At 61.9% G+C, this 19,090-nt stretch carries 19 protein-coding genes and 1 pseudogene; 9 read left to right on the top strand and 11 right to left on the bottom strand.

Features of this window, described 5'->3' with window-relative positions:
- Positions 1-185: 185 nt before the first annotated feature.
- Positions 186-1,196: a DUF5784 family protein gene (locus A4G99_RS05220; RefSeq protein WP_066140313.1), complete on the top strand. Its 1,011-nt coding sequence runs from the start codon at positions 186-188 to the stop codon at positions 1,194-1,196.
- On the opposite strand, the gene A4G99_RS05215 is transcribed toward A4G99_RS05220, so the two are convergent.
- A complete protein-coding gene (locus A4G99_RS05215; RefSeq protein ID WP_066140310.1) occupies positions 1,193-1,477 on the bottom strand; it encodes a hypothetical protein in 285 nt (94 codons plus the stop codon). The two genes, A4G99_RS05220 and A4G99_RS05215, sit on opposite strands and share 4 nt — an antisense overlap.
- A 167-nt stretch (positions 1,478-1,644) precedes the next feature.
- Between A4G99_RS05215 and A4G99_RS05210 the strand changes: the two genes are divergently transcribed.
- On the top strand, positions 1,645-2,433 hold the full coding sequence (locus tag A4G99_RS05210) for a PHP domain-containing protein (RefSeq protein WP_066140307.1): 789 nt from the start codon (positions 1,645-1,647) through the stop codon (positions 2,431-2,433).
- Positions 2,434-2,464: 31 nt separating this feature from the next.
- Positions 2,465-2,656 carry a DUF6757 family protein gene (locus A4G99_RS25070; RefSeq protein ID WP_150123041.1) on the top strand — a complete coding sequence of 64 codons (192 nt, stop codon included), beginning with the start codon at positions 2,465-2,467 and terminating at the stop codon, positions 2,654-2,656.
- Here the strand turns inward: A4G99_RS25070 and A4G99_RS05205 are convergent.
- Both A4G99_RS05205 and A4G99_RS05200 read right to left on the bottom strand, forming a co-directional pair.
- A complete protein-coding gene (locus tag A4G99_RS05205) occupies positions 2,653-3,030 on the bottom strand; it encodes a hypothetical protein (protein ID WP_066142346.1) in 378 nt (125 codons plus the stop codon). The genes A4G99_RS25070 and A4G99_RS05205 overlap by 4 nt on opposite strands.
- 106 nt (positions 3,031-3,136) lie before the next feature.
- Positions 3,137-3,457 (bottom strand): ferredoxin family protein, encoded by a 321-nt coding sequence (locus A4G99_RS05200; protein ID WP_066140304.1) that lies wholly within the window; start codon positions 3,455-3,457, stop codon positions 3,137-3,139.
- Positions 3,458-3,668: 211 nt separating this feature from the next.
- Between A4G99_RS05200 and A4G99_RS05195 the strand changes: the two genes are divergently transcribed.
- From A4G99_RS05195 to A4G99_RS05190, 3 genes are all read left to right on the top strand, one after another.
- Complete coding sequence (locus A4G99_RS05195; protein WP_066140301.1) at positions 3,669-4,136, top strand: cupin domain-containing protein; 468 nt, start codon at positions 3,669-3,671, stop codon at positions 4,134-4,136.
- 65 nt (positions 4,137-4,201) lie between these two features.
- The gene (locus A4G99_RS25720) at positions 4,202-4,357 is read left to right on the top strand and encodes a hypothetical protein (protein ID WP_190303692.1); all 156 of its coding nucleotides are present in this window, start codon (positions 4,202-4,204) and stop codon (positions 4,355-4,357) included.
- A gap of 422 nt (positions 4,358-4,779) precedes the next feature.
- Positions 4,780-5,571 (top strand): aldo/keto reductase, encoded by a 792-nt coding sequence (locus A4G99_RS05190; protein ID WP_066142344.1) that lies wholly within the window; start codon positions 4,780-4,782, stop codon positions 5,569-5,571.
- Position 5,572: 1 nt separating this feature from the next.
- Here A4G99_RS05190 and A4G99_RS05185 read toward each other — a convergent pair whose 3' ends face one another.
- Complete coding sequence (locus A4G99_RS05185; RefSeq protein WP_066140298.1) at positions 5,573-6,505, bottom strand: DUF4352 domain-containing protein; 933 nt, start codon at positions 6,503-6,505, stop codon at positions 5,573-5,575.
- A 182-nt stretch (positions 6,506-6,687) separates the two neighbouring features.
- Between A4G99_RS05185 and A4G99_RS05180 the strand changes: the two genes are divergently transcribed.
- The 3 genes from A4G99_RS05180 to A4G99_RS05170 all read left to right on the top strand — a co-directional run bounded on the left by A4G99_RS05180 (position 6,688) and on the right by A4G99_RS05170 (position 10,555).
- Entirely contained in the window at positions 6,688-7,083 is a 396-nt protein-coding gene (locus A4G99_RS05180; protein WP_150123040.1) for a DCC1-like thiol-disulfide oxidoreductase family protein, read from the top strand.
- A gap of 193 nt (positions 7,084-7,276) precedes the next feature.
- Entirely contained in the window at positions 7,277-9,610 is a 2,334-nt protein-coding gene (locus A4G99_RS05175; protein ID WP_066140295.1) for an ATP-dependent DNA helicase, read from the top strand.
- Between the two features lie 237 nt (positions 9,611-9,847).
- A complete protein-coding gene (locus tag A4G99_RS05170) occupies positions 9,848-10,555 on the top strand; it encodes a hypothetical protein (protein ID WP_066140292.1) in 708 nt (235 codons plus the stop codon).
- Positions 10,556-10,620: 65 nt separating this feature from the next.
- Here A4G99_RS05170 and A4G99_RS05165 read toward each other — a convergent pair whose 3' ends face one another.
- From A4G99_RS05165 to nasA, 7 genes and pseudogenes are all read right to left on the bottom strand, one after another.
- Positions 10,621-11,676 carry an ABC transporter ATP-binding protein gene (locus A4G99_RS05165; RefSeq protein ID WP_066140289.1) on the bottom strand — a complete coding sequence of 352 codons (1,056 nt, stop codon included), beginning with the start codon at positions 11,674-11,676 and terminating at the stop codon, positions 10,621-10,623.
- On the bottom strand, positions 11,669-13,342 hold the full coding sequence (locus tag A4G99_RS05160; protein WP_066140286.1) for an iron ABC transporter permease: 1,674 nt from the start codon (positions 13,340-13,342) through the stop codon (positions 11,669-11,671). Before A4G99_RS05160 ends, A4G99_RS05165 begins: the two co-directional genes overlap by 8 nt.
- Positions 13,343-14,471 (bottom strand): annotated as a pseudogene (locus A4G99_RS05155) (thiamine ABC transporter substrate binding subunit). It lies immediately after the preceding gene.
- Positions 14,472-14,656: 185 nt separating this feature from the next.
- Entirely contained in the window at positions 14,657-15,502 is an 846-nt protein-coding gene (gene cobA, locus A4G99_RS05150) for a uroporphyrinogen-III C-methyltransferase (protein WP_066140283.1), read from the bottom strand.
- A 39-nt stretch (positions 15,503-15,541) separates the two neighbouring features.
- On the bottom strand, positions 15,542-15,670 hold the full coding sequence (locus A4G99_RS28590; RefSeq protein WP_255359047.1) for a hypothetical protein: 129 nt from the start codon (positions 15,668-15,670) through the stop codon (positions 15,542-15,544).
- A complete protein-coding gene (locus tag A4G99_RS05145) occupies positions 15,670-17,007 on the bottom strand; it encodes an MFS transporter (protein WP_066140280.1) in 1,338 nt (445 codons plus the stop codon). The genes A4G99_RS28590 and A4G99_RS05145 overlap by 1 nt, the downstream gene beginning before the upstream one ends.
- Positions 17,000-19,081, bottom strand: coding sequence for an assimilatory nitrate reductase NasA (gene nasA / locus A4G99_RS05140; protein ID WP_066140278.1), 2,082 nt, complete (start codon positions 19,079-19,081; stop codon positions 17,000-17,002). The genes A4G99_RS05145 and nasA overlap by 8 nt, the downstream gene beginning before the upstream one ends.
- Positions 19,082-19,090 lie beyond the last annotated feature (9 nt).

Genomic DNA, 19,090 nt, shown 5'->3' with positions numbered 1-19,090 from the left:
GTTATTAATGTAACGGATAATCACATCATACGTTCACGATGGACTATCGTCAGACGGAAGGAGGTACTCGAAGAAACGGAGCGGACGAACCGATGGAAAAGACGACGGAACTGAGAGGAGAGATGTAGTCGTGACGACCGGTGTGGTGCATAACACGTAAACATTCTCGGTTACTAGGTCATCCCGTGGCAAGCCCGCTCCGCTTTCGCCGCTCTACGGAGCGGTGGGACGACGACCGCATAACGACGGAGTTGTATTCGCACCTCGACTCGAACCTCGGGGCGCGTTCGACGACACCACACTACGTGGAACCGAACGGCTTCGAGGCGCGGCGTTTCGAGATGGATAACGGCGACGTGGCGCTGTTCGTCTGGAACGACGACCTCGCCTACTGGCTCGGGAACACCGAGACGCCGCCCGCACTCTGGCGCACGAACAAGTACACCTTCGACGAGATTCCGTATCCGATCGCGCGGTGGAGTCAACGCGAACTCCTCGCGGATCTCGCCGTCGAATCGCCGTGGCTGGCCGAGTACGACTACCTCTCGTGGTTCTTCCTTCCCGTCTTCTTCTCGAAGGACGGCCGCGAAACCTCGCGAGCGTTTTTCCGTAAGTACGCCGCCGGATTCCCCGACGCGACGCGCGACCAGGCGCTCTCGTTTTACGAGCGATTTCTCAGCACGGGTGCGCTGGACGATTACCGATACACGATGGCGTCGAAACTCGGGACGAGCGAGTACTTCGACGAGAACCGCATGAGTTCGACGATGAGCGAGTTCACCGTCGCGAAGATACTGACCGACGCCGAGTACGCCGTCGAACCCGAAATCGAGGTGACGACCGGCCATTCGCTCGATTTCCGTGCCGACCCCGCCGACGGCAACCAGTCAACGCTGGTCGAAGTGACCCGTCCGCGTCCGCCGACTCGGCGGGCCGCGGATACGCCCGTCGCGGCGGTGCGCGAGACCGCGGAAACGAAGACGAATGGGCAACTGAGCGAGCACGGTGGCGGCGCGGTGTTGTTCGTGGACTGCACCGGATTCCGGGACGACGAGTGGGCCGCCGTCGTCGGCGAGCAACCGGGCGTCCGTCATCGACCCGCGGTCGTCTTCCGCGCTCGGCCGTCCGGACAGATCGAAGCGTACGAAAAAGGGTCGGTGCCGCTGTCGCTGAACCGTGCGCTCGACTGGGTCTAGAACGAGACTTGGTCGGGACCGGACGTTCCCATCGTCGTCGGGTCGCGGTCGCTGTAGTACCGGCGACCGATGGCCTTGTGGCTGATGGCGTTGTACATCGCTTCTTGGGCCTGCTGTGACGACTCGTACGTTTCATCTCCGGTACGGCTGAACACCTCTTCGAGGGTTTCAGTCCCGTTGGGGAGGTCGATGACGTAGTCGCCGTGGGACGCGATCAACCGTTCCGTGTCGGTCGGATACTGATGGTCATCGAGCAGTTGGCTTGCGTTCTTGAGCGTCATTACGAACAGTTCTAAACCAAAGACCATTATAAACATTTCCGCCAAGGGGGTACGGAGAATATAAGGATGTACAATCGGTATAGATACGATGCATCGTCGCCGCTCCGTCCCGCAAAAATCGCCGGTCGAACCACAAACACCTTCGTTCGAGCTACCGGAGGAAGGACATGAGCGTTTTTGCGGATCTGCACGTCCACACCACTAACTCCGACGGATCGATGGAACTGTCCGACGTTCCGGCGGCCGCGCGGTCGGCGGACGTGTCCGTCGTCGCCATCACGGACCACGACCGACTGCATCCGGAACTACCGACGCCGGTCAGCGTCGTGGATGGTGTTACGGTCGTTCACGGCATCGAACTGCGGGTGAGCGCACCCGATGGCCAGCATCTCGACTTGCTCGGCTACGGCGTCTATCCGACACCGGAACTCGCCGACGAACTGGAGTGCCTGCAAGCCGACCGCAAGGAACGCGGACAGGCCATCATCGACTCCGTCGAAGACCGACTCGATATCGACCTCGGACTCGAATCGCGCGAAGGGCTCGGACGCCCGCACATCGCTCGCGCCATCGAAGCACATCCGGAGACCGAGTACGATTTTTCCGGCGCGTTCGACGAACTCATCGGCGCTGGCGGACCGTGCTACGTCGCACGGGACGTACCGACGTTCGAGCGCGGCGTCGAACTGCTCTCGGACGCGAGCGGCCTCGTCGGTTTGGCCCACCCGTATCGGTACGACGACCCCACTTCGGCGCTCGCCCTCACCAGCGAACTGGATGCCGTCGAGCGATACTATCCCTACGGACGCGAGGTGGATACGCGACCGCTGGAGCGGGCGATTGCCGACCACAACTTGGTGCCGACTGGCGGAAGCGACGCCCACGGTGACGTGCTCGGAAAAGCCGGACTCTCGAAGGCGGAATACCGTCACTTCAGAAGCGCGGTCACGCTTTGAGCGGTCGTTCACAAACGGTGGGTTGACTTGTGTGGGGAACGTAATCACGGCCATGCGGTGTCATTACTGTGACCGAGAAGCGACGTTCGCACCCGAAGTGGATGGCGTCCAGGTCGGCCTCTGTGATGCCCACTTCCGGGAGCAGTTCGAATCACTCTCGGATTCGGAGATGATGGAGAAGTTGCGGAACCAACTGGACATCGACGGGACCGATAGGGACTAGTTTTCGATTTTCGCGGTGAACAGCAGTTCGTCGTAGCGATAGAGGGATGCGGAGTCGAGCGTCGCGAGCGCATCGGTAGCCGAATCGGGCGACACACGGACGCGGACGGTTCGGATACCGTCCCTGAAGAGATACGAAAGTCCGGTTCGAAGCGGGGTCGTCAAGTCGGATTCGCCGACCGCAACGGGGTGTGAGAGCGCATCTTCCTTCACGGAGAGGACGAGGGACGCGCCACCGCCGCTCATCGTGTAGATCGTGAGCGTATCACCCTCGTGCTCCGTGCCGAGAACGTCGACCGGTTCGAACGGAGATTCCGATTCGTCGAGGTCGAGGTCGAGAACGTCGTCCGATTTTCGCTCCACCGTCGGACTCACGGCTTCCACCTATCGAGTAAGTGGGGAGGGCTTCGGAGATTCATACAGGCCATTTACGGCCGATATATAAATAGACAGCGGAAAACACAAAGAAGAATTTTCGTCTTTAGGCGCGACCAGCGTCCACGTCGATGGCATCGACGGGGCACACGTCAACACAGAGCATGCAGTCGATACATTGCGCTTCGTTGGCCGGTTCTGCTTTCTTCTCGCTTTCCGGGTGGCCCGGCGTGTCGGTCCACTCGAACACGTCGACCGGACAGTCTTCGAGACACGCCCCGTCGGCGATACAGAGGTCGAAGTCGACTGCGACGTGGGTACCGTGGATGCCAAGCGTTTCCGGTTCGTCCACCGGACCCCAAACGGCGACGCCATCATTTTCGTCTACTTTTTCGCGGTTTTCGTGGAATTGTGGGTCGATAGCCATCAGTGTTTCACCTACACGGGTAAACGCGAAAGGAGTACTTAAAACCAAGTACTTTACTTAAAGGTTTGCACCACGTTCAATTTTTAGGTTGGGCTAAAAACTGGCGGGAGAGGCCCCGAGCAGCGAGAGTAGGGATTTGAGCGTGCGATGGGTTTAAATACCACAACGAGTCGGTGGGAGGTTTTACGGTATCACCGACGAAGAAACGCGCATGGAGAAAGTCCACGTCGAGGACGTAGCGGGGCAGATGAGCGCGGCGGACGTTCGACGGCCGGTTTCGAAGGCGCTCGGAACGGAGGACATGGCCATCAACTACTACGAACTCGCACCGGGAGACAGTTTCGCGTTCGGGTATCACGCACACGACGACCAGGAGGAAGTCTTCTACATCCAGTCCGGCACCGCGACGTTCGAAACCGAAGACGGCGACGTGGTCGTCGGAGCGGGCGAAGCGATTCGCTTCGCGCGCGGCGAGTTCCAACGTGGCGTCAACGAAGGTGACGACCGCGTCGTCGCCCTTGCGCTTGGCGCGCCGCGCGACACCGAAAACGTGGAGATGTATCGCGACTGTCCGGAGTGTGGCGAACGAACGCAGAACGAGATAGAGATGGTCGGCGACAAGGAAGCGCTCGTCACCATCTGTTCGGACTGCGGCGCGGAAACCGGTCGATTTTACTGATCGGTCGGGTAGTTGATTCTTCGGGAATACATTCATAAAACGGGACAAGAAAGGACGATAGACGAATGGCTACACAACGAGAAGCCTTCAGTGTCTTCGTCGCCCTCCAATTCGTCGTCGTCTCCGCGGTACTGCTCGTTTTGCTCCCGCTAGATGTCGTCGCGCCGATCATCCCGCTCTTTCTCGTGTTCTCGTTCGGTCTGTACAAATACCGTTCATGAATCGAGGGCGCGGAGCGTTTTACGGTGGGGTTCCACCGGAAACGATGGCCTTGATCCATCGAAATCCGGTTGCAAACGAAACACAACCGACGGGAAACCCCGGTGTAACTTTTCCACCGGAAACGGAGGGGTTCGTCACGGACTCACAAACCCCACCCCCGCGGTCGAAAACGACGGTCGAAAAGGGCAGTTTTCGAGGAGGGGTAATCGGCGGACGACAGGCGTCAGACATGCGATTTTTCGGGATTTTTGCTACCCCACAGTTTCCGGTGGAACGGGGAAGCGGAGGACGTCGAAAGTTCTGTTCGAGAGCGAAAGTGGTGACGAGGGAGAATGGGGCGGGACGAAACGGAAGGGACGCCTACCCCACCCTCGCTTCCGCGATACGGACCTTTTTCGCTCTCGCGTCCTTCTCCGAGTTCGTGATAGAGATTCCATCGCCTGGGTTGGGAACGTCCCAAAACAAGGATCCCGAGCAGTGCGCCGAGACGATCCGGACGGCGCTCGACGTCGGTTACCGACACATCGACACCGCACAGATGTACGAGAACGAGGCGGGTGTCGGCGACGGAATCGCCCGTTCGGACGTGTCCCGTGAGGATATCTTCCTCGCCACGAAGGTTCTCCCGGCCAACCTCGCGTACGACGACGTGTTTTCGAGCGTGGACGAAAGCCTCGACAAACTCGGGACGGCGTACGTCGATCTACTGTACGTCCACTGGCCGATGGAGGCCTACGACGCGGAGGACACGCTCCCGGCGTTCGACGAGTTGTGCGAGGATGGAACCGCCACCGACATCGCCGTGAGTAACTTCACGCCCGAACTGCTGGACGAGGCCCGTGGTCTGCTCGATGCCCCCATCGTCGCCAATCAGGTCGAGATGCATCCGCTGCTCCAACAGGAGGAACTGCGAGCGTACGCATCGGACCACGACATGACGCTCGTCGCCTACTCGCCGCTCATGCGGGGCGGTGTCGGGGATGTCCCCGAACTTCAGGACATCGCCGAAAAGCACGATTCGACGCCGAGCCAAGTCAGCATCGCGTGGTTGCAGGGACTGGGCAACGTCGTCCCCATTCCGAAGGCGACCGGTGAGGACCACCTCCGGCAAAACCGCTCCGTCCTCGAACTCGACGTCGAGGACATGGACGCTATCGCGGCAATCGACCGTCAAAAAAGAGTTATCGACCCGGACGCGGCCGCGTGGAACTAGCCTACTGGTTCCAGCGTGTCCACCACGAGCCTTCGTCGTCGTTACCGTGCCACTCGATGGTTATGTCCTGCTCCGAGACGTCCGCAGGGAGTTCGTAGGCGAGCCACCCGGCGAGACTCTCGCCGGAGGCGACGGTTCGGTCGCCAAACTTGTTCACCTTGTACTTCCCGTCTTCCTTGGCGATGTGGTCCGTCGGTTTGATCTTCTTCCCTCCTGTATGGAGGACGAACTGATTGCCCATCGGAAGCGTCTGTTTCATTCGGAACTTGTTTTCGGCTTTCACCGTCACGAAGGCCCACTGGCTGCCGTCGCTGGCCTCCACATCCTCCGACCCGCCGCTGTCCGGTTTGTAGCGATAGTGGTCGGTGAGGGTGACATCCTGCACCGTCACGGCGATCTCGTTCGGACTGAGGAACGACTCGCCGAAGGAGAGCGTTTCGCCGACGATATCGATGGAGAACGTCTTCTTCAGTTCCGCGATGTGGTAGTTGACCGTCGCCACGTACGGATACGTGAGTTTGGTGGACCACGTCGTCGTCTTCCCCGGCGCGATTTTGTCGGTTTGGATGTGTCCCATTTGCTGGGACCCCGGCGCGTTGCCTTCGACCGACACCGCGGATTCGAACGCCTTCGAACTGTCACCGACGTTTTTGATGGTGAGTTTGAGCGTAAACTGCTTCCCCATCGTGACCTTCTTCGGTACCTTCGCGGACACGAGTTGGAAGCCGTTGGCAGTGGTGATTCCACCACTGTCGGCGCTCCCGTCGTCGGTGCCGTCCGAAGTCGATTCGGTAGCGTTACCCGACCCGCCCTTCGATTTGTTCTTCGAGCTATCCCCATTCCCGCCGCTGTTCGGTCCGGAACCCGTACACCCCGCCAAGGCCCCCCAGCCGAGTGTCGCTCCGGACGCCGTCAGAAATCTTCTACGGCGCATGGGTAATTTATATACCACCTCCTAAATAAAGACTCGGGTAGGAGTTCGTTTACTGATAAATCAGGTAAGCGTTCGGAACGATAGCGTGTGGATTGCTGACACATGACTCCTAAACGGAGCGGTATTGTAGCCCGTATCTTGTCGCCAGAAATCGTATCCGAGCGACCCTCGAATGGACGGATATGGGAGAACGATTCTCGTCGGCATCGCGGCCATCGTCGACATCGGTCCCTCCGTCACCGCCTCGACTCGTCTACGACGACGATTGTGGCTTCTGCACGTGGGTCGCCGAGTACGCCGACGCGCACGGCGAGTTCGAACTCGTCGGCTTCGCCGACCTCACGCCCGACCAGCGCGCCCGCCCCCCACCCGACTTCGAGTCGTGCGCCCACCTGCTCACCGACGAGCGGGTGTACTCGTGTGGCGCGGCCATGGAGGAAACCCTCGCCCGACTCGACGACCCGTCGCGCTACGCGGTGGCGATGTTCCGGCACCTCCCCGAATCCGCCCGCGAACAGATTCGTGAGCCAGTGTACCGCTGGACTGCGACCACCGAGCTTGGTGGGGGAAGCTACTGAGTCGGTGATAAGAGGGGAGAAAGCATTTGAGGTCCGCTTCCCAGTCGCTGGGATCGTAGAACAACCAAGTACGACTCATCGCATTCTACCAACTCCGTTTCGCAGCATCACTTCCGCCCCGTGCTGAGGTTTAAATACCGAGACGGGAGCAACTCAGGACAACAGCCCTAAGCAGGGGGGAAACAGAGACAGAATGATGTCGGACTGGCGGACGATATTCGGACACGACGAGCCATACGACGAGCAACGGGACGGTATCGAGACGGCCATCGAAACCGCCCGCGACGACGGCTTTACCGTCATCGAAGGTGCCTGCGGGACTGGCAAGACCATGCTGGCGCTGACGGCCGGACTCGATCTCGTCCGCGACCCGGACAGCCAGTACGAGCGCGTGTTCGTGCTGACGAGCGTGAAACAACAACTCCGCCAGTTCGAAACCGACCTGAAGACCATCAACGCGAACCTGCCCGACGACTGGAACCCTATATCGGCGCTGACCCTCGTCGGGAAGGCCGACGTGTGCCCGTACAGCCGCGAAAATGCGGGCGACATCGACAGCCAGTCGGTGTACGACCGCTGTGAGGGCCTCCGGGAGCGCACCCGAGACCTGACCGGCGAAGGAGGTTCCGTCACGGCCCAAAATCTCGCCTCGCAAGCCAGAACACAGCAGACGGGACTGGCCGACAGTGGCAAGGGAGGGGCCGCCGCGTCCTACCTCGAAACGGCGGGGGAACCGACGCCGTACCCGCCGCGGATGCCGGAGTACAACGACGTGGAGTACTGCCCGTTCTACGCGCAGTTCTTGGAGGATATGCCCGAAGATGGCGACCCCATCGAGGCAGTTCCGTTCGACTTCGAGAGCATGGGCCTCATCGAACCCGACGATTTGGTGGCCAACTCGGTGCAGTGGGGCACCTGCCCGCACTCGATGATGGGCGCGCTGTTGGGCCACGTCGAGGTCGTCGTCGGAAACTACTACCACGCCTTCGACCCGGTGACGGCGGCGACGTTCACGGGCGCACTCATCGACGACTCGACGTTCCTCGTCTGCGACGAAGCGCACATGCTGGAACCGCGCGTCCGCGACCTCGTGAGCCAGTCGGTCGGCGATTCGACGCTCCGTGACGCCGAATCAGAACTCACACGAGTCATTCAACCCGTCAAGTTCGACGACGATGATTCCGGACACATGACCGCCGACGCCGACCTCGTCCGGGCGGAACTCGAAGACGCGAGCGTCACGCTGTTCGAACTGGAGGAGACCCGCGAGTTCATCGGCGAACTGCGCGAGGAGATCGACCGGCGCGTGCGGAAACACCTGGAGCGCGAACACAAGGGATGGCGGGCGAACATCACCGACCTCCCCGATGAAGAGATTCCGCTGCGTGACCCGACCGTTCCGGGACAGGACGAGATTTCGGAGTGGGCGGAAAATCGAGGCTACAACGGCGGGACGTGGGCGCGTGCGGAGGCCGTCGGGGCGGTCGTCGCCCGCATTCTCGATGAAGCCGAGGACGAGGACAGGGAACGCGCCGCGTTGCCCGCCGGGCGTGCGCTGGGTGAGTGGTACCGCAACGACCACGAGAAGTACTTCCGCGAGATCGTCCTCGAACGGACGTGGAACGACCGCGAGCCCAACGATTCGTGGCGACGGGCGTACAACGCCCAACTCGCCATGCAGAACTGCGTCCCGAGCGACGCCATCGGTGAGGAACTCGGGAAGTTCGGCGGCGGTATCCTGATGAGCGCGACGCTCGAACCGATCGAGATTTTCGAGGAAGTGTCCGGACTCGGTCATCTGGAGAAGGACGGCAGACCGATCGTAGAACGGACCTACGGCTTGAACTTCCCCGAATCGAACCGTGAGAGTTTCGCGGTGGACGCACCGAAGTTCACCTACGACAACCGCGGCGCGCCGGGCGACGAGACGGGGACGCGGCAGGTGTACGCCGACGCGATTCGGGACGTGGCGCGTTCGCCGGGCAACGTCCTCGTCGGCATGCCGAACTACGCGGAGGCGACGTGGGCTGCCGAACACTTGCGGAACACGGTGGACAAGCCGGTGTTGCTGGACGAGAGCAGCGCGGACGAGGCGACCGAGAATCTGAAAGACGAGTTCTTCGGCGGCGAGGCGAAAGTACTGGTTACGAGCCTACGCGGCACGCTGACCGAGGGCGTCGATTACCGTGGTGACCGACTCCGGGCCGCCGTCGTCTGCGGTGTACCCATCATCAACACCGCCAGTCCGCGGACGAAAGCGGTTCGAACCGCCTACGAACGACAGTTCGGTGACGGGTTCACCTACGCGCTGACCGTTCCGGCCGTCAGAAAAGCACGGCAGGCGCTGGGACGAGTCATTCGTGGCTCCGACGAACGGGGAATTCGAGTGCTGGTCGACGGGCGATACGCCCGCGAATCGTGGAACAGCGTCAGGGAGTTCTTCCCGCCCGTCGAACGGGAGGAGTTTCAACCGGTCAGCCCGGACATGCTCTCGTTCGGGTTGGAACGGTTCTGGGACGACGACTGAAATACGGTTCCACAGCACCTGTCGAATCGTGGACCGTCACCGTTCGCCTATCGTCGAATCGATGGCCGTGTTCGACCTCTCGGACGATTCCGTTCGCCGTAGGATGACGGCCAGTCGAAAATTTCCCGGCGAGAAACGGCAAATAACCGCCGTTTCGGCCGTATAATTTCGAGTTATCGGACCGAACGGTCTGGGCGCTTTTTGGTTTCCGGAGGTGTTCCACGTTCGGAGGAATATATGACGGGGACACCGAAATCACAGCGTCGAACGCTACTGAAAGCGGCGGGTGCACTGACCGGAGTGGGTGCGCTCGGACGGATGGCGATGGCACAGGATACCAGCAGCGACGGGACGACGTACCAAACGAGCACGGTCGAAACGTCGAATCAGACCGGTACGACGAACGGGGGCGGTGGCGGAGGTAGTGGAAATCAACGGACCATCATCCTCGGAGCGCGCGTCGGCCACTGGCTCGGGTTGGCACCGAAAGAGATCGAAGGGGCTCGAAATCCGACGCTCGGACTCGTTCCGACCGAGCGGTACAGGATCATTTGGATAAACCTCGACGGGAAGGAACACGAGTTCCAGATACTCGGGCAGAAAAACGGCGATAACGGACAGGTGCTCTATCGAACCGGCCGGTCGTCGAAAGCGGGAGAGACACGTGTGCTGACGTTCAAGCCGACAGACAGAATCCGGCGGTATCGGTGTCGGTTCCACCCGGACAGTATGCGAGGACGGATCAATCGGTCGGGACAGTTCGGCGGTGGCGGCACGTTCACGACTGGAACGTCCGGGACGAATACGAACACGAATAACGGAACCTACACGACGAACCGAGGAAGCTACACCACCGGGACGACGGGAACGTATAACACCCGTACCACCGGGACGTACAACACGTACACGACCGGAACGAACGGCACCGAGACGACGAGGTACTAACCGTCGTTTCAGAATGGGATAACGGAATCGACTTTTTTCGATCGTCTTCGACGGATGAGAGTTCGTCAACGTTGTTCGACCAGTTCGGCGGATGCGCCGTCAATGACGTGTGCGTCGGCCGGGTCGAACCCGACGCGAACCTGCTCGCCCTCGGGAGCCTCGGGAACGCGGAGTGTAACGGTTTCCCCCATCCAGTCGAGGTGGACGCGGAACGCCTCGCCGAGGAACTCGACGTCCTCGACGGCCGCCGTGAACGAATTTTCGCCGCCGCCCAACCGCAACGCTTCGGGACGGACACAGAACGTCACGGCGTCGGCCGTCGAACCGGGAAGGAGGAACTCGTGGTCGCGCACGACGACACGCGAACCGTTCGGGTCTCGTGAGACGGTCTCCCCGTCGAAGACGTTGTTCTCGCCGACGAACTCCGCGACGAAGCGGGATTCGGGTCTGCGGTACACGTCCTGCGGGCGGCCGGTCTGCTCGATTCGCCCGTCGTTCATGACGGCCACGCGGTCGCTGATGGCGAGCGCTTCCTCCTGATCGTGAGTGACGTAGATGGTCGTGATTCCGAGGTCGGACTGAATGCGCGACACTTGGGTTCGCAGGTCGTCGCGCAGACGGGCGTCCAGTGCGCTCATCGGTTCGTCAAGCAGGAGCAACTCGGGTCCGGGCGCGAGTGCACGGGCGAGTGCGACGCGCTGTTGCTGACCGCCCGATAATTCGTCCGGGTCGCGGTCCTCGAAACCCTCCAGTCCGACGAGTTCGAGCAGTTCGAACACTCGCTCGTCGCGAGTCCGCGCCCCCGGCGGGTCGCGGAAACGGAGGCCGTAACCGACGTTCTCCGCGACGCTCATGTGTGGAAACAGCGCGTAGTTCTGGAAGACGAGACCGATGTCGCGGTCCTCGGGCGGGACGCCGTCCATCTCGCGGTCGCCGAATCGGACCGCACCGGCGGTGAGGTCCTCGAACCCGGCGATGGTTCGAAGCGTCGTCGTCTTCCCGCATCCGGATGGGCCGACGAGGGTGAAGAACTCGCCGTCCGCGACCTGAAACGACACGTCGTTCAGGGCCGTGACACCGTCGTACTCCTTTCGAACGGCGGAGAGGGAGACTTCAACCACTCTCCCACCTCCCGCCGAGGCGGTCGATGATGACGAAACTGACGGCGGTGACGAGGAGGAGGATGGTCCCCATCGCCGTCGCTGGACCGAGGGTTTGCTTTCCGAGGAAGCGCTGCACTGCGACGGGCATCGTGTAACTGCTACTGCCCGTGGCAAGAATAACTGTCGAGTCGAACTCGCCGATGCTGATGGCGAAGGCGAACGCCGCCCCGGCGGCCAATCCGACCGCCACGAGCGGGAGTTCGACGTCGATGAGCGTCCGGACGCGGGTCGCGCCGAGCGAGCGGGCGGATTCGACGGTTCGCTGGTCGATTCCGGCGAGCATGGGCGAGACGTTTCGCGTGACGAACGGGTACGCGGCGACGGCGTGGGCCGCGACGATGGCCATCGCGCCGCTCACCTGAATTCGAGTTCCGGCGATGGGAATCCCGAAGACGAGACCTCGGAGCATACCCAACCCGACCATCACGCCGCTCACCGCGAGCGGGGCCATCGCCACCGCTTCCACGATTCGGCTCTTTCGCGCCCGCGTCAGGACGGAGATGACGACGCCCATCGGGAGCGCGATAAACAGGGTTCCGATACCAAACGTGAGCGAGTTACGGACGGCGACGCCGGGTTTCGTCTGGAAGGACGCGCCGGACACTTGCCGCGTCACGAGGAACTGGTAGTAGCGCAGGGTGAAACCAGACGGGCCGGTGACGCTTTCCAGAACCGTGCTGACGAGCGGCCCGAGAAACAGCACGAGGACGACGACGAGATACAGCGCGACGCCGGTCCGTTCGAGCGTTTCGACGAAACCGGTATCGCCCGAGAGGAGATGTTTTCGGGCGAGCGGCCTGCTGGCGCGCGAGGCGGCGGCTTGCCGAGCCTCGTAGCGAAGGTAGGCGTAGGTCAGTGCGAGCGAGAGAGAGGTTTCGAGGATGGCGAGGACGGCGGCCTGCGAGTAGTCGAGACGCTGGACGAGCGTGTACACCCAGACTTCCACAGTCTGGTACTGGAACCCGCCCAGCGCGAGGACGATGGGGAACGACATGAACGTGAAGATGAACGTGAGAAGCGCTCCAGTGAGAATCGCCGGAAGGAGCTGTGGGATGAGCACGTCACGAAACGCGCGGAAGCGGCCAGCGCCGAGGCTCCGGGCGGTTTCGACTTCGCGGGCATCGACGCTCTCCCACGCCGCGTTCGTCACGCGGGCGACGAGCGGCGCGTTGTAGAAGGCGTGTGCGGCGACGATTGCGGGTAGATTGTACAGGAGGGAGTACGGTCCGAGACCCACGACGCCGACGATATCGTTGAACAACCCGTTCTGACCGAACATCGCCACGAAGCCGATGGCGACGAGGATGGACGGCATGACGAACGGGAGGATGGTCAACGAGCGAATCGTCCGCCGACCCGGGAACTCGTAACGCGAGAGGATGTACGCACCCGGGAGGCCGACGGCGACGCTCGCAATCGTGGAAAGGAGCGCCTGATACGCCGTGAACCCGAAGATGTCGAAGACGTAGAAGTGGTCGGTCAGTACGTCGAGAAACGCAGAAATGCCGCCCGCGTCGGCGAAAACGATGGCGACGGGATAGTAGAACAGAACGACGAGCAGGGCGCTGGTCGCGATCCCGAGAAGGGCGAGTGCGTGTCGTTCGAGCCAGCGCCCGGTATCCATCTACTTGCTCGCAATCTGGCGCGCCCACTCATCAACCCATCCTTCGAGGTTGCCCTTGAGTTGATCGTAGGAGTAGGTGACCGGTTCGTCGGGTTCCTTGGCGTACTTGTCGAACTCCTTGCCGAGGTCGGCCAGTCGGTCGATGGGAACGCGACGTTGAGGGTTGCAACCTTCGACTGGGCTTTCTTGGAGAGCATGAAGTCGAGGAACGCGTCGGCCAGTTTCGGGGAGTCCGTGTCGGCGAACTTCGCCATCCCCTCGGGGTTGGCGTAGCCCTGTCCGTTCAGGAAGCCGATCTGGTGTTTCTTCATGTTCTCGCCTTCACGATGGGCGTACACCTGGTCAGTGGAGTAAGAGACGACGATGGGGCGTTCGCCGTTCGAGTAGGCGGTGTAGGCCGCGTCCCACGACCCGAGGATTTGGGTGTCGTTGTTCGAGAGCCGACTCCAGTAGTCGAGATACTTCTTCTCGCCCATCTCGTGGATCGTCCAGAGCAGGAACGCCCGCCCCGTCGCGGCCTGTTGGGCGTTCTCGGTCAGCAGCGTACCCTTGAATTTCGGCTTCGTCAGCGCCTCGAACGAACCGGGATTCTCGACTTTCGTCTCGTCGTAGACGAGGCTGACGTAGCCGGTATCGTACGGGACGCCCGTCCTTTCGGGTCGAAGTTCAGGCCCTTTTTGACGTGACCGTAGTTCGAGAGCGAGTCGGTGACGGGGGTGAACAACTTTGTCCCGCCCAGTTTCTGGTCGATGGTGATGAGTTGGTCCACGTTGAGACCGACGTACACGTCCGCGTCGATATCGACGTGCTGTGCCTTTCGCTGGATGTAGTAGTTGACCTCGCTGTCCGGAGTTTGCCACTTGAGCGTCGCCTTGGGATACTTCTTTTCGAACTCCTTTTTCAGCCACGCGCCGGGCGATGTACTCGGCGCGTCCACGAGCGCGCTGTACGTTGCGACGTTCAGCGTGCCGCTGAGTTGGGTCTGTGACGTCGTCTTCGCGGACTTACCGCCGGTCGAACTCGTGGAACCGGAATCCCCGGAACTGCCGGAGTCGTCGGAATTCCCGAGACAGCCAGCCAGACCGGCAAATGCCGTCCCAGTCGCCGTGAGATAGGTTCGTCGTTTCATTACTCGGTTGTTACAGTCGGTGGTACTTAACGGACGTGATACAACGAGCGAACGAACGTCAGTTCGAGAGTCGTGAGCGCTATAATGAATCCCATAACGCTATATCAAATAGACGAGTCGACAACCGACGGACGAGACGAACGATTCCTCGTTCGCTTGCTGATGGTAGTTTCGAACCAGTTGAACTATTCGCCGCGGTTCGCGCTTTCGATTTCATCGACCGCTAACGGCGATGATGTCCACGATGCAAGAAACGACCCGGAGGAACTGGCCAAACAGTGTTCGACGGTTTCGCGGACGCGGACCACGTCGCCAACGATAGTGACCGCCGGAGGCCTCACGTCGGCAGTTCTCGCGCGTTCGACGACCGTGTCCAACGTCCCAGTAACGACTCGTTCGTCGGGCAGAGTCGCGCGCTCCACCATCGCGACAGGTGTCCCGGTGTCGAGTTCGTGCGAACTGAGCGCGGCGACATTGTCGGAGAGACGGCCGACCCCCATCAGAATCACGAGCGTTCCGCCCGCCTCGATATTCGCGGCGAGCGCCTCCCAGTCGAGGGAGGTGTCGTCCTTGGTGGGGTCCTCGTGTCCGGTAACGACGGTAAGAGTGGACGAACAGTTGCGATGGGTAGCTGGGATACCGGCAACTTCACCGGCGGCGATAGCGCTCGTCACGCCGGGAACGATTTCGAACCGTATCCCGTGGCGTGCGAGATATTCCGCCTCCTCACCGCCGCGCCCGAAGACGGTCGGATCACCGCCTTTCAATCGAACGACATCGTTTCCGGTACGACTCTCCCGGACCATTGTGTCGTTGATTTCCGCCTGCGACGTTCGTTCGCCGTCGGCGCGTTTTCCCGTGTGAACGACGGTCGCATGGTCGGGGAGCGATTCGACGACCTCGTCGCCGACGAGCGAATCGTGAAGGATAACGTCCGCTTCGTCGAGCAACCGCCGGGCCTTGACCGTGAGGAGTTCCGGATCGCCCGGTCCAGCGCCGACGAGATAAACGGTACCCGTGGTCGTGCTCATGGTTCGGAACCCACCGATGGTGTTCTGTTGACAGTCATTTTAGACCAACCATCCCGCCATGCCGTTAAAGGCCATGTACAGCGAGAAGACCGTCACGAGCACTGCGATCAGCATCTCGACGTACAGCGTTGCTTTTCCCCACTTGTACCACGAGTCGTATTCCGTCATCAGTCATCACCTCCCGTAGACGCATTCGGTGCCGGTCCGTCGCCGAGCCACCGTTCTCGGGAGCCGATACCGTGGTCACCGATTCCCGACTGTGAGCGCATCGCCCACAGGAAAAACAGTATGATGGGAACGAAGAACACGACGCCGACGAAAGCGTATCCCATGTGAACGTTCGGCATGAGGCCGAACATGAGCGGGTAGACGATACCACCGGTCGTGGAGATGCCTCCGATGAACCCCGATGCCGTCCCCGGACGGTCCGGGAAAACGAGGGGCACGATGGCGAACACACCGCCGGTACCGAAGCTCACCGCGATTCCGGAGAAGGCTAGAACGACCACCGACAGCGGAAGGACGCCGAGGAGACCCACGACGGTGAGCACGATCATCAAAACCGTGATGAGTATGAGGGCGGTCAACAGCCAGTGAATGCGCGGCGAGTACGGCTTGTCGGTGGCGAGAATCGGATACGGCGTCCATCCCTTTCGCTGCCAGAGGTCGGACATGTAGCCCGAGAACGGTCGCCACAACGACGCGTTGAACGACTGAACGGCGGCGAACGTTCCCGCGGCGACCTGAATGGACGACGTATCGGTGAATCCCAAGTTCCGAATGGACGCCGCAAAGCCATCCGCGTAGTAGGTCGGCAACCACGAGTTCATCGAGATTTCCAAGCCGAACGACATCGCGTAGGCCAGCATGAGTCCAATCGCGGCGTACCGCGTCCAGACGTACATCGTGTCGCTGAAGGACGTGTTCTGTCGTGCGGCTTCGGCGGTCGCACGGTCCTTCGCGGGTTGGCCGCGCCACTTGTAGACGGCCGCGATGACGAGCGCACCGATTCCGAGGTGGAGGAAGGCATCGCCGAAGTGGATGCCGTAGAGTCGTGGGAGTACCAGCGCGCCGACACCAGCACCGACGTTTCCGGTTCCGGCGTACAGTCCCTCTGCCGTCCCGATTTCGTGCTCGTCGAACCACTGTGCGACGTGCTGGATGCCAACGACGAAGCTGATTCCCGCCGAGGCGACGACGAGACGCTCCACGAACAGCACTTGATAGCTCGCGGCGAACGAGGACGCGATACTCACCACACCGGAGTACGCGAGAATCATCGCGAACGTGTTGTGCGCGCCGAGGCGGTCCGCCAACCAACCCGCGATGACGCGTCCGGGCGGCGCGAGCCAGATGGCCGAACTCGCGAGCAGGGCGAGTTGACCGGTCGTGAGACCGTAGAACGTCCCGATACTCGTACTGAACGCGGCAGTGGAGAACCACATCAGAAACGCCCAGAAGAACCCGACGGTGGCGATTATCAACTGCTCGACCTTGTTAGTCACCTCCCGTCACCTCCGCTCGGTTCGCCGCGGTACGCTCGTCCGGTCGCGGTGCAAGCCGTACCGCACACTGTTTGTAGTTCGGTTCGTCGGATCGAGGGTCGGTGGCGGGAAGCGTCAGTTCGTTCGTCCGCGGATGGTGAATCGGGAGCCAAACGACACCCCGTGGAACCGCCGAATCCGGATCGGTTCGGACGGGAATTTCGGCTCGTCGGGAGGTGACGACCGCGGTTTCTCCGTGTATATCGAGGGAGTCGAGCGTGTCCGGATGCACACGCACGAGCGGCGGGGCGTCCGCTTCCGGCGGTCGAGAGCGGACGCCGGTGTTGTACCCGTCAGCGGTCCGTGCCGTCGTCAACGTGAGCGGGAATTCCTCGTTGGCCGGTTCCGGGAGGCCTCGATGGGTGGCGGCCGAGAATCGGGCGCGACCGGTCGCGGTTGGGAACGACCAGTCCCCGTCGTCGTAATAGCGGTAACCACCACTCGATGTCGGGTCGGGCGCGGGCCAACGGACGGCCTTCTCCTCTTCGAGACGGGGGTAGCTGATTCCCGAGAGGTCCGCCGACGTGCCCTCCGTGAGCGTGGTCAGTTCCTCGAACACGTCCCTCGGGTTCGAGCGACCCATCAGCCCGGGGACGACGCCTTCGGCGATGGCGATGATGATGTCGAGGTCGGTGCGGACACCCGTCGGCGTCCCCGTTACGGACCGAACGCGGGAGACGCGTCGCTCCATGTTCGTGGTCGTTCCGTCCGTCTCGCCCCAGGTTGCGGCGGGGAGGACGACGTCGGCCAGTTCGACGGTCTCGGTTCGGAAGGCATCCTGCACGACGAGGAACGCCTCGTCTAGTCGCTCGCGGACGGTCCCCGCATCGGGCAACCCGGCGACGGGGTTCGTCGCAACGGTCCAAACCGTTTCGACCGGCCCGTCGTCGATGGCTTCGACGATTCCGACTGGACCGGGTCCGGCGTCGTCCGGGAGTCGCTCCGGGGAGATATCCCACGTGTCGGCGACGACGGCCCGTTCGTCGGGGTCGTCGAACGACCTGTGGCCGGGCCACGTTCCCTTGGACGAACAGACGCGTGTCCCCATGGAGTTCGCTTGCCCGGTCAGCGAGAACGGTCCCGTTCCGGGGCCGAGATTACCGGTCGCCAAACAGAGGTCTATCAGGGCACCCGCCGTCGCGGTTCCCTGCGTGCTCTGATTGACGCCCATCCCCCAGTAGAGAAGCGTCGAGTCCGCGAACGCGTCGGCAAGTTGGTCTACGACATCGAGGGCGACGCCAGCGGTCGCCGCCCCCTCCTCTGCCGTCGGGAGGTTGGCGCGGAGTGCGTCGAAACCGGTAGTCGCGGCGTCGATGAACGCGTCGTCTATCGCGTCCCGTTCGACCAGGCGGGCCAACACGGCGCGCGCGAGGGCGAGGTCCCCGCCGGGGTCGGGTGAAACGTGTGTGTCCGCGACGGTTCCCGTCTCGGATTCGACCGGATCGACGACGATCAGCCTGCTGTCGTCGTCGTTGGCACTTTCCTGAATCCAGCGGAACATGACCGGGTGGGCGACGGCGGGGTTCGCTCCCCAGACGACGTGACTGCGGGCGTCCGGGATGTCGTCGTAGGTGCATGGCGGCGCGTCGCTCCCGAAGGCGTCGTAGTAGGCCGTCACCGCACTGGCCATACAGAGGGTCGTGTTGGCGTCGTAGTACCGGGTGCCGAACCCGCCGCGGGCCAACTTTCCGAGGGCGTACGCGGCTTCGTTGGTCTGTTGTCCGCTCCCGAGAACGGCGAGGCCGTCCCGGTCGCGTCCGATGGTGGATGCGAATCGTTCCACCACGCGACCGAGGGCGACGTCCCACGTCGTGGGGAGGAGTTCGTCACCCTCCCGAATCAGCGGGCGCGTCAGCCACCTGCCCTCTGGCTCCTTGCTCTCGCGGATACCGCGTTGACAGGCGAGTCCCTGATTAACCGGATGGGCAACGTCACCGCGAACGATGTCGATGCCATAGCCAACGTCGACGCTTTGGTTGACGTGACCACAGCCGACCGCACACCGCATACACGTCGTCGGGACAGTGTTTCTCATGTGAGCGTT

This window comes from Haladaptatus sp. R4, assembly GCF_001625445.1.
GTDB lineage: Archaea > Halobacteriota > Halobacteria > Halobacteriales > Haladaptataceae > Haladaptatus.
The sequence above is the reverse complement of the archived record's forward strand: the minus strand, read 5'-3'. Positions and strand labels throughout refer to the sequence as shown.

Excerpts from the sequence above, each read along its gene's own strand:
- A4G99_RS25720 (WP_190303692.1), top strand. The coding sequence starts at position 4,202 with ATGGCTACACAACGAGAAGCCTTCAGTGTCTTCGTCGCCCTCCAATTC.
- A4G99_RS05170 (WP_066140292.1), top strand. The coding sequence starts at position 9,848 with ATGACGGGGACACCGAAATCACAGCGTCGAACGCTACTGAAAGCGGCG.
- nasA (WP_066140278.1), bottom strand. The coding sequence starts at position 19,081 with ATGAGAAACACTGTCCCGACGACGTGTATGCGGTGTGCGGTCGGCTGT.
- cobA (WP_066140283.1), bottom strand. The coding sequence starts at position 15,502 with ATGAGCACGACCACGGGTACCGTTTATCTCGTCGGCGCTGGACCGGGC.
- A4G99_RS05215 (WP_066140310.1), bottom strand. The coding sequence starts at position 1,477 with ATGACGCTCAAGAACGCAAGCCAACTGCTCGATGACCATCAGTATCCG.
- A4G99_RS05210 (WP_066140307.1), top strand. The coding sequence starts at position 1,645 with ATGAGCGTTTTTGCGGATCTGCACGTCCACACCACTAACTCCGACGGA.
- A4G99_RS05185 (WP_066140298.1), bottom strand. The coding sequence starts at position 6,505 with ATGCGCCGTAGAAGATTTCTGACGGCGTCCGGAGCGACACTCGGCTGG.
- A4G99_RS05180 (WP_150123040.1), top strand. The coding sequence starts at position 6,688 with ATGGGAGAACGATTCTCGTCGGCATCGCGGCCATCGTCGACATCGGTC.
- A4G99_RS28590 (WP_255359047.1), bottom strand. The coding sequence starts at position 15,670 with ATGACGGAATACGACTCGTGGTACAAGTGGGGAAAAGCAACGCTGTAC.
- A4G99_RS05160 (WP_066140286.1), bottom strand. The coding sequence starts at position 13,342 with ATGGATACCGGGCGCTGGCTCGAACGACACGCACTCGCCCTTCTCGGG.
- A4G99_RS05175 (WP_066140295.1), top strand. The coding sequence starts at position 7,277 with ATGATGTCGGACTGGCGGACGATATTCGGACACGACGAGCCATACGAC.
- A4G99_RS05195 (WP_066140301.1), top strand. The coding sequence starts at position 3,669 with ATGGAGAAAGTCCACGTCGAGGACGTAGCGGGGCAGATGAGCGCGGCG.
- A4G99_RS05200 (WP_066140304.1), bottom strand. The coding sequence starts at position 3,457 with ATGGCTATCGACCCACAATTCCACGAAAACCGCGAAAAAGTAGACGAA.